Genomic DNA, 9,781 nt, shown 5'->3' on the forward strand with positions numbered 1-9,781 from the left:
TAATGGTTCGCATTAGTGTGACAGGTTGTTTCGATCAGAAAAAGATACTGCGAACAAATAGTTAACAAAATTTTCACATTTCCATGCTGAGGCCGGGCGTGGGTCGCCCTGCGGGTCGGGCAGGTATCCCATCGAAAAACGCTATGAAAATCTTGTACATGAAATTACATTGGTACAAGTTTTATGGCCGCGGAGCCTCTTCCCTTGACCCAAGCCTCTCGTCTCCACCTGATCCTCGGCGATCAGCTTTCCTTCGATCTCGCATCCTTGGCGAGTCTGATCCCCGAGCGCGATACGGTCCTGATGGTCGAGGTCATGGAAGAGGCGAGTCATGTGCCGCATCACCCGCAGAAGATCGTGCTGATCTTCAGCGCCATGCGACATTTTGCCGAGGCGCTGCGTGAGCGTGGTGTTCGGGTGCAGTACGTCATGCTCGATGATCCGCAGAACACCGGGTCGGTGCCCGGTGAGTTGCAGCGTTGGCAGGCCCTGTTGCGAGCAGAAGAGCTGCACGTTACCGAGTGTGGCGACTGGCGTCTGGAGCAGTCGATCAAGGACTGCGGGTTGCCCATCCGGTGGCACGCGGATACGCGCTTTCTCTGTTCCCGTGACGAGTTCTCGTCGTGGGCGCAAGGCAAGAAGCAGTTGCGCATGGAGTTCTTTTACCGGGAGATGCGCCGCAAAAGCAGGCTGCTGTTGAACGGCGACGGTACGCCGGTCGGTGGTGCCTGGAACTTTGATGCCGAGAACCGCAAGGCGCTGCCCAAGGGCATGGCCGCGCCTTATCCGCTGCGCTTTTCCGCCGACACCATCACCCGTCAGGTGCTGACGCTGGTGGGCGAGCGCTTTGCCAGTCATTACGGCTCGCTGGATAATTTCGACTATCCGGTTACGCACGCCGACGCTCAGGCGCTGTGGGAATACTTTCTGGACTATGGCCTGGCCGGTTTCGGTGATTATCAGGACGCTATGGCCACTGATGAGCCGTTTTTGTTTCATGCGCGCATCAGTGCTGCGCTGAACATCGGGCTGCTGGATTTACGCCAGGTGTGCAGTGACGTTGAATCCGCATACTGGTCGGGCAGGGTGGGGCTGAATGCCGCCGAAGGTTTCATTCGCCAACTGATCGGCTGGCGGGAATATGTGCGTGGCGTCTATTGGCTGAAAATGCCCGATTACGCGAGCGGCAATCTGTTCGGTAACAGCCGGCCGCTGCCCGAGTTTTACTGGACCGGCGAAACCAAGATGAACTGCATGAGTCAGGCGATTGGCCAGAGCCTGAAGCACGCCTACGCCCACCACATTCAGCGCCTGATGGTGACCGGCAACTTTGCCCTGCTTGCCGGCATCGTGCCGGAGCAGATCTGCGAGTGGTATCTGGCGATCTACATGGACGCCTTCGACTGGGTCGAGCTGCCCAATACGCTGGGCATGGTCATGCATGCCGATGGCGGCTATCTGGGCTCCAAGCCCTATTGCGCCAGCGGCCAGTACATCAAGCGCATGTCTGACTATTGCCGCGGCTGTGCGTACAAGGTCACTGAAAGCACCACTGAGGATGCCTGCCCGTTCAATGCGCTCTACTGGCATTTCCTGATGCGCCACGGCGACCTGTTACGTCGCAATCAGCGCATGGCGATTATCTATAAGAACCTTGATCGTATGGCTGAGCCCAAGCAACAGGCGCTGTGGGAGCGGGGCGAGCATTTGCTGGCCAGGCTGGATGCTGGAGAAGCGCTTTGAAAAAGAGTGAGTTGCCGGTCAAAACCTGTGTGGTCTGCGGGCTGCCGTTCACCTGGCGCAAGAAGTGGGCGCGCTGCTGGGATGAGGTGCTTTATTGCTCTGAGCGTTGCCGGCGAAACAAGCGCACGGCACGCGAGTAGCGTCTTCAACATATTTCGAAATGAAAAGCGCTGAACTATCGCTTGCTCAGCATGATCCTTCCTTATGCGCATTCAGCGCGACCCCGACCTGCCAGTGCATCCGCACTGAGTTTTGATCCAGGGTCGCCGAACGAAAAGGAGCCGTCATGACCGTAACCACCCATCCCGTCTACCGCTACACGCCAGGCCCGCTACACGCGACCTTGCTTGCCGGAACCGTGCCTTTGTTTCTTGGCGGCTTGCTGAGTGATATTGCCTACTACCAGACCTTTCAGATTCAGTGGAGCAACTTTGCCGCCTGGCTGATTGCCGGAGGCCTGTTGTTCTGCGGGCTGGCGTTGCTGTTCGCGTTGGTCAATCTGGTTCGCGCCGATCACAAGGCCGGTCGTCCCGTGGTGTACTTCCTGTTGTTGCTGGTTACCTGGGTGCTGGGTCTGGTCAATGCCTTCGAGCATGCGAAAGACGCCTGGGCGGTCATGCCGTCTGGCTTGATCCTGTCGGTCATCGTCACTGTTCTGGCCTGCGTTGCGACGTGGACCGGGCTCACCAGCCTGCGTTCCGGAGGTGCAGAATGAGAAATATCCACGCATTGACTGCATTGAGCATGGCGCTGCTGCTGAGCGCCTGCGGTGGTGAAGCCGACAGCACTCAGGCGCGCGGACCGGATCCGAAACTTCCGGATCCGCAACGCGGCCTGTTGCCGAGCATGAAGATTGCCGAACCGACCGCATGGGGCGATCAGAAGCCTGCCGTGCCTGAGGGTTTCAGCATCACGGCGATTGCCAGTGACCTGAATATTCCGCGCCAGTCCATCGTCTTGCCCAATGGCGACATCATCGTTGCCGAAGGACGCGGCGGCAGCGCTGCCAAGCTCAAACCCAAGGACGTAATTGCCAGCGTCATCAAGGCCCAGGGCAACACCAAGGTCAAAAGCGGTAATCGTCTGACACTGTTGCGGGACGCGGACGGCGACGGCAAGTACGAGCTGAAGACGGTCTTTGCCGAGAACCTCAATGCGCCTTATGGCCTGGCCTTCGCGAACGGCAAGCTTTACGTAGCCAACCAGGATGCGCTAGTCAGCTTCGATTATCAGGAAGGCCAGACCAAGGCCAGCGGTGAACCTACCAAGGTCACCGACTTGCCTGCGGCGATCAACCACCACTGGACCAAGGCGCTGACGGCAAGCCCTGATGGCCGCTACCTGTATGTCGGTATCGGCTCGAACAGTAACGTGACCGAGCGCGGCATGGAGGTCGAGATCGATCGGGCGATGGTCTGGCAGATCGACGCCGCCACCGGTGCTCACAAGCCTTATGCGACCGGTCTGCGCAACCCGACAGCGCTGGCGATTCAGCCGGGCACCGGGCAGTTGTGGACGGTGGTCAACGAGCGTGACGAACTGGGGCCTGATCTGGTTCCGGACTACCTGACCTCGGTGAAGGAGGGTGCGTTCTACGGCTGGCCTTACAGCTATTGGGGCCAGAATGTCGACACGCGCGCCCAGCCGCAGAATCCGGCCAAAGTCGCTGCGGCGATCAAGCCTGATTACAGCCTTGGTTCGCACGTCGCCGCACTGGGCGTGTCGTTCTCGATCCCGGCCATGGGCGACAAGTTTGCCGACGGCGTGTTCGTTGGTGAGCACGGCAGTTGGAACCGCGATAACCCGGTGGGTTACAAGGTGATCTTTGTGCCGTTCAGCAATGGACGTCCTGCGGGCGAGCCTGTGGATTTCGCAACCGGTTTCCGCGGAGCTGACGGCAAGACTCGTGGCCGGCCGGTCGGTGTGACAGTTGATCCGAAAGGCGCACTTATCATCGCTGACGACCTGGCAAACACCATCTGGAGAGTGACCCGCAACAAGTAGGTCACGATAGCCGGAAGTCGTTGTTGAATGATCGTTCCCAAGCTTTGCTTGGGAACGCCGTTCCTGACGCAGAGCGTCGGTACGATAGTCGGTGATTGATCGTTCCCATGCTCCGCGTGGGAATGCCGTTCTTGACGCTCTGCGTCACCCATGCAACCTCGACGCGGGGCATCGGCCTGATGGCCAGCCTTCGCTGGGCTTACCTTGCGTCATCCACACAAAATTCTTTCGCAAGGTGGCTTCGATACGGACTTACACGTTAGGGTTGGCCGCTTCCACGCGCTGGCCCGAGCGGCCGGTCGCTGACATCCCTGAATTCTGGAACCGCTGTGAGTCGCTTTGAAACCGCTGGAAACGTAAAAACAAAACCCGCTTCATGGTGGGCCGTTGGCAGCGTATCGCTTGGGTCGTTCGCCACCGTCACCACTGAATTTCTACCGGTCGGGCTGCTGCCCGATATCGCTCGCGACCTGGGAACCAGCATCAGCCAGACAGGCTTGATGATGGCCGTTCCCGGCATCCTTGCGGCCATCTCGGCACCGTCCTGTATTGCCCTGTTCAGTCATGTCGACCGCAAGCGCCTGTTGCTCGGGCTGCTGTCGATATTGCTGGCATCCAACCTGATCGTCGCGTTGTCTACGCACTTCTGGCTGACACTCGCAGGCAGGGTCCTGCTCGGCTTCGCGCTGGGGGGATTCTGGACGATTGCCGGGTCACTCGGGCCGCGCTTGAGGCCCGGCAAGGAGGGCGTGAAGGCCACTGCTTATGTGCTGGCGGGCGTCTCGATTGGCACTGTCGCCGGGATTCCGGCCGGTACGTTGATCGGTGAAGCCTTCGGCTGGCGGGCAGCTTTTGAAACAGCGGCAGTGGTCACGGTTGCAGTGGGGTTGTTGATCGCAACCTTCCTGCCTGCGTTGCCGGGCGAACGTTCCGCCGGCATCAGCCAGATGTTGTCGCTGGCTGGCGAGCAGCGCATTCGTCGTATGTTCGCTGCCGCACTGTTGATCTATGTCGGGCACTTCGCGGCCTACACTTATCTAGCGCCCTTCGTGCAGGAATTCGCACATATCCAGGGTCAGGCGCTGGGGGCATTGCTCTTCGCGTTCGGCCTGGCAGCGGTTGCAGGCAATCTGGCCGGCGGAGCCCTGGCGGCCAGGAGCGCGCAGTCCTCGGTGCTGATCATGACCCTGCTGATGCTGGGCTCGCTAACGACGCTGCTGATGTTCGTCGGTAACCCGTGGCTGCTCTGGCCGGTGATTCTGGTCTGGGGGTTCGCTTTCGGGATGATCCCCATCACCACACAGATTTGGTGTTTCGAGGCTTCCAATGATCGTGTCGAAGGCGTTCAGGCGTTGCTGGTCTGTGTGGTGAATCTGTCGATTGGCGGCGGGGCGTTCATTGGTGGTGTGGTGTCCGGTCGGGCCGGCTTTACCGCTGCCATCGTGATCGGCGCGGTATGTGCCGCGCTGTCCATGTTCACCGTGATACTGGCGATGCGCAGCTCAAAGCCGGTCAGTTGCATAGACTGATCTGCCGATAATGGGATACCGCGGCAACGCTGAATGCATCGTCGCGATAACTCATCACACCCTCAGCCTGCCTTGAAAAACGCGACCTTGCGGGTCAGGCGATCCGCAAGCTGTGCGAGCTCCTCACTGGCGGTTGCCACCTGCTGCGATCCATTGGCAGATTCGAGTGTCGAGTCGTGGATGCTGGTGATGTTTATCGCAACGTCTTCTGCCACCGCACTCTGTTGAACCGACGCGCTGGCGATCTGCGCGTTCATGTGATTGATCGCACTCACTTCCTGATTGATTCTCGACAAGGCGCTTTGGGCATTGCGTGTCTGTTCCACGGCACGATTGACCAGTTCACAGCTGTCGCGCATGTTCTGTGCCGCAGTTTCAGTACCGCCCTGCAGCGTGCTGATCATGTTCTGAATCTCCTGGGTCGACAGCTGAGTGCGATTGGCCAGCGAACGAACCTCATCGGCCACCACCGCAAAACCTCGGCCATGCTCGCCCGCGCGGGCGGCTTCAATGGCCGCGTTGAGCGCCAGAAGATTGGTTTGTGAGGCAATCGAGTTGATCACCTCGATCACCTTTTCGATCTCCTCGCCGTGCCGTGAGACCTGCTCCACGGTACTGGTCGTTTCAGTCAGCGTGGCCGCCAGTTGTTCGATGGCAGTGGTCGTGCCTTCGACGAGCGTGTTGCCGTTCGCCACCTCACTGTCAGCCAGACGTGCAGCGTCTGCGGCCTGTGCTGCATAGCCCGACACTTCACTGACCGTCGCGGCCATCTCGCTGATGGCGGTGGCTACCTGTTCGGCTTCACGGGTCTGCACCATGATCTGCGCATTGTTGGCGGAGGAGGCCGCCGACAGCACGGTAGAGGACTGGCTGACCTCTTGAGCGGCCATTCGTACGTCGGTGATGGTTTCCGAAAGACGGATTAGCGCTGTTCTCAGTACGCCCATGACGCTGTCGGGATACGCCGTGGTGATGGTTTGCTGCAGATCGCCCGCTGCCAGTCGGCGAATGGCCTCGGCAACGTCAACCGGTTCTGCGCCAAGGGTCTTTTTCACGAAGCGGATGATGAACGCCGACAGCACGATGCTCAGCAGCACGGCGAACGCTGTGGCCAGCAGCATCAGGCCACGGAACTGGCTGGCGGTTGCCTGCACGTTATCCAGATGAACCCTGATCGAGGCTTCCTCATTATCGATGAGCGCGTTGATACGCTTCAGCCATTCACTGTAGTTACCGGACGTCTGGCTGAGCAACAAGGCCTGCGCACCGGCGATGTCTCCAGCACGGCGCAAGGCAATCACGCTCTTGGTAGAGCTGAGCGTTTGCTGTTCGATCTCCTTGATGCCGCGCAGCAATTGGCGCTCTTCGGCACTGACATTGGGCTTGGTGAACAACTGCTCCATCGGTACGGCCGAGTCGACATAGTCCTTTTCAAGGCGGGTCATCTCTGCCAGATGCAGCGCCAGGTCCTGGTCGTTATTGACCAGCACGGCGTCACGCAGGGCGATCGCACGGTTATGCACGCTGCCCCGAAAGTTGATCGCATAGCGTTGCACCTTGGCGGCATTTTCGCCTACGTCTTCCAGGGTGCTGTCGATGAACCCGACCCGCTGAATGCCAACGGCGGTGATCAAGATGAGCAGCGACACGACAGCGGCGAATCCCAAGCCGATGCGCGTAGCCAGAGAAACCTGATTTTTCATGAAATGAACCCGAGCGAGGCAAGAGAAGAAGTCGAATTAAATAATGGCAAAGAGCCTTTATTCAGAATGGCCTGACAATACCGTCCAGTCGACTCGCTGCCCAATAGATATTTGCGCACGGTGACATAGACAGGTGTTATTTCAGAACTGTATGACAGTTACGAAAGCGTGGGGTGCGATCTTTAGGGTCCTCGTCGTCGCTGTGTGCCGCGGGTAACCGGCGACGCTCATGTCGTTCGCCGGTTACGGGTGTTTTGCTGCGTCGGTCAGACGAATCCGGTCACTGCATGGGGCACGTACGGAGCCTCGAGGCGTTTGATGTCCTCATCACTGAGCACCAGTTGCAGCGCTGCGATGGCATCGTCCAGTTGCGTGGCCTTGGAAGCGCCGACGATGGGCGCGGATACACCGCGCTTGGCCAATACCCAAGCCAGTGCGATTTGCGCCATCGGCACCCCGCGCTCTGCGGCCAGCTGTTCCACGGTATCGATCACCCGACCGTCTTCCTTTTCCGTCGCCTCGTAAAACGACTGGCCGGAAACGTCGGTTCTGGTCCGCTCCGTCTGCTGACCATGGGGCCTGGTCAGCCTGCCGCGTGCCATCGGGCTCCACGGCATCAGGCCGACACCCTGATCGATACACAGCGGGATCATCTCGCGCTCTTCTTCGCGATACACCAGGTTCAGGTAGTTCTGCATCGAGACGAACCTGCTCCAGCCATGCGCGGTCGCGACCTGCTGGGCCTTGGCGAACTGCCATGCGTACATTGAGGACGCGCCGATGTACCTGGCCTTGCCGGCCTTGACCACATCGTGCAGGGCTTCCATGGTTTCTTCGATGGGCGTGTCATAGTCCCAGCGATGGATCTGGTACAGGTCGACGTAGTCAGTGCCGAGTCGCGTCAGGCTCGCATCAATACTGGACATGATGGCCTTGCGCGAGAGCCCCTTTTCGTTAGGACGGGTCGAGCCTTCCCACATGTTCGCCGGAAAGAACACCTTCGTGGCGATGACGGTCTCGTCGCGACGGGTGAACTCTTTGAGCAATTTGCCGACGATGGTTTCCGAAGTACCAGCCGAGTAGCTGTTGGCCGTGTCAAAAAAATTGATGCCTTGCTCGACGGCGTGTTTGATGATCGGCCTGCTTGCTTCTTCGCCCAGTGTCCAGGGATGCGTTCCGGCATCGGGCTCGCCGAATGTCATGCATCCAAGGCACAGTCTGGAAATATCCAGCCCTGTGTTGCCAAGCTTTACGTAGTCCATGAATCCTCCGTCTATCGTTGATTGATCAGCCGCCGAGCCGTGTCGGTGCCGTCCATAACATTTACAGTTGGGGTAATGTCTGCCCGGAACAACTCGCTTTGGCGCGATTGGTTCTATAGTTCTAGTTCTGTAGAACTATAAGCGACTGTGCACGATTCGGGAGAGCAATATGGCCAGACTGGAACAGATAGGGTTTCTCGGTTTCGATGTATTCGGCACCGTTGTCGACTGGCGAAACGGCGTGGCGCGGGCCGCTGCGCCATTTCTGCAGCGGCATGGCATGCACGTCGACCCCCTTGATTTTGCCGATCAGTGGCGCGCTCTTTATCAACCTTCCATGCAGCGCGTGCGTGCGGGTGAGCGCCCGTACGTGACACTCGACGTGCTCAACCGGGAGAATCTCGAAACCGTGCTGGCGCGCCACGAGCTGGATTTCGGCAGCATCTCCGACGCCGAGCTCGCCGAGCTGAACAAGGCTTGGGAAAGGCTCGATCCATGGCCCGACTCGGTCGCAGGCCTGACCCGATTAACGCGCAGATTCTCGATCGGTACGCTATCGAACGGACACATCGCCGGAATGCTCAACCTGGCAAAGTTCGGCGGACTGCCCTGGGACGTCATCGTCGGCGCGGAGATCGCCGGCACCTACAAACCGATGCCCCAGGCCTACCTGAAGTCTGCAAAAGCAGTGGGTCTGGCGCCGCATTGCGTCGCCATGGTGGCTGCGCATAACGCCGACCTGACTGCCGCACGTGCGAATGGCTTCAAGACCGTTTTCGTCCGACGTCCCGCCGAGCACGGGCCAGGCCAGACGTCTGATCTGACCGCCGAACAGGACTGGGACGTGATCGTTGATTCCCTGACCGAAGCGGCTGACGCGCTCGATTGCTGAAGCGCCATTACCCGGGCGGGCCGTTCACCCGCGCAAGTCTTTCCACATGTGCACCTTGGCGACGAACCCGGTGCCTACAGCGACTGCAAGGGGTTCGAGGCCAAAGGTCACGAAGCCCATTCGCTCGTACAGTCCGACTGCTTCGGTGTTGCCCTGCGTGACAGTGAGCTGGACGACCAGAAGCTCGGGCCGGGTTCCGGCATGGTCGAGCACGCTGCGCACCAATCGAGCGCCGATGCCCCTGTTCCTGTGTACCAGTGGCACGTACGTGCCGAACAGGGTCGATTTGTGTCGGGCCTTCTTTCGGGTTTCGACGCAGAGGCCGGCGACGCCCAGCAGGTGACCGTTTTCAACGGCGGCAAACACTACTTCGCTTGCGCCAGCGCTGTCATCGAGCCTTTTCTCCCACCATTGCGCAGGCAGCACCTCGCGCTCTTTCACGTCAGAGGTAAAGGCGTCTGGATGACGTTCATAGGCCTCAAGCATCAAGGCGCGATAGGCAGGCGCATCGGCCGGGGTCAGTCGTCGGTAGTTCAGGGTCATGGAGGCCGGGCTCATGTGAATCAGGTTTCGAGTATTGCATCGGATGCCTGGAAAAGTCGTCGCCTGACACTGGAATTTGAAACAGATCCGGCGGCTGGACGGCCG

Annotated in this window: 9 protein-coding genes; 6 read left to right on the forward strand and 3 right to left on the reverse strand. The window is 59.4% G+C overall.

The features are described from left to right. Positions 1–183 precede the first annotated feature (183 nt). From JOE39_RS02505 to JOE39_RS02525, 5 genes are all read left to right on the forward strand, one after another. Positions 184–1,743 (forward strand): cryptochrome/photolyase family protein, encoded by a 1,560-nt coding sequence (locus tag JOE39_RS02505; RefSeq protein WP_210077945.1) that lies wholly within the window; start codon positions 184–186, stop codon positions 1,741–1,743. After that, positions 1,740–1,883: a DUF2256 domain-containing protein gene (locus JOE39_RS02510; protein WP_003423312.1), complete on the forward strand. Its 144-nt coding sequence runs from the start codon at positions 1,740–1,742 to the stop codon at positions 1,881–1,883. Before JOE39_RS02505 ends, JOE39_RS02510 begins: the two co-directional genes overlap by 4 nt. A gap of 146 nt (positions 1,884–2,029) precedes the next feature. Then, complete coding sequence (locus JOE39_RS02515; RefSeq protein WP_003342934.1) at positions 2,030–2,458, forward strand: DUF2231 domain-containing protein; 429 nt, start codon at positions 2,030–2,032, stop codon at positions 2,456–2,458. Further along, positions 2,455–3,747 (forward strand): sorbosone dehydrogenase family protein, encoded by a 1,293-nt coding sequence (locus JOE39_RS02520; protein ID WP_024648157.1) that lies wholly within the window; start codon positions 2,455–2,457, stop codon positions 3,745–3,747. Before JOE39_RS02515 ends, JOE39_RS02520 begins: the two co-directional genes overlap by 4 nt. Positions 3,748–4,076: 329 nt before the next feature. After that, a complete protein-coding gene (locus JOE39_RS02525; protein ID WP_210077943.1) occupies positions 4,077–5,276 on the forward strand; it encodes an MFS transporter in 1,200 nt (399 codons plus the stop codon). Positions 5,277–5,338: 62 nt separating this feature from the next. Here JOE39_RS02525 and JOE39_RS02530 read toward each other — a convergent pair whose 3' ends face one another. Together JOE39_RS02530 and JOE39_RS02535 are read right to left on the reverse strand one after the other, a co-directional pair. Further along, positions 5,339–6,979, reverse strand: a complete 1,641-nt coding sequence (locus JOE39_RS02530; protein WP_210077941.1) for a methyl-accepting chemotaxis protein — start codon at positions 6,977–6,979, stop codon at positions 5,339–5,341. Between the two features lie 266 nt (positions 6,980–7,245). After that, entirely contained in the window at positions 7,246–8,241 is a 996-nt protein-coding gene (locus JOE39_RS02535) for an aldo/keto reductase (RefSeq protein ID WP_003315226.1), read from the reverse strand. A 169-nt stretch (positions 8,242–8,410) separates the two neighbouring features. Here JOE39_RS02535 and JOE39_RS02540 point away from each other — a divergent pair, with 169 nt between their 5' ends. After that, positions 8,411–9,133, forward strand: a complete 723-nt coding sequence (locus tag JOE39_RS02540) for a haloacid dehalogenase type II (RefSeq protein WP_210077939.1) — start codon at positions 8,411–8,413, stop codon at positions 9,131–9,133. Between the two features lie 24 nt (positions 9,134–9,157). Here JOE39_RS02540 and JOE39_RS02545 read toward each other — a convergent pair whose 3' ends face one another. Beyond that, a complete protein-coding gene (locus JOE39_RS02545; protein WP_032660379.1) occupies positions 9,158–9,676 on the reverse strand; it encodes a GNAT family N-acetyltransferase in 519 nt (172 codons plus the stop codon). Positions 9,677–9,781 lie beyond the last annotated feature (105 nt).

The organism is Pseudomonas sp. PvP100 (assembly GCF_017833055.1).
GTDB lineage: Bacteria > Pseudomonadota > Gammaproteobacteria > Pseudomonadales > Pseudomonadaceae > Aquipseudomonas > Aquipseudomonas syringae.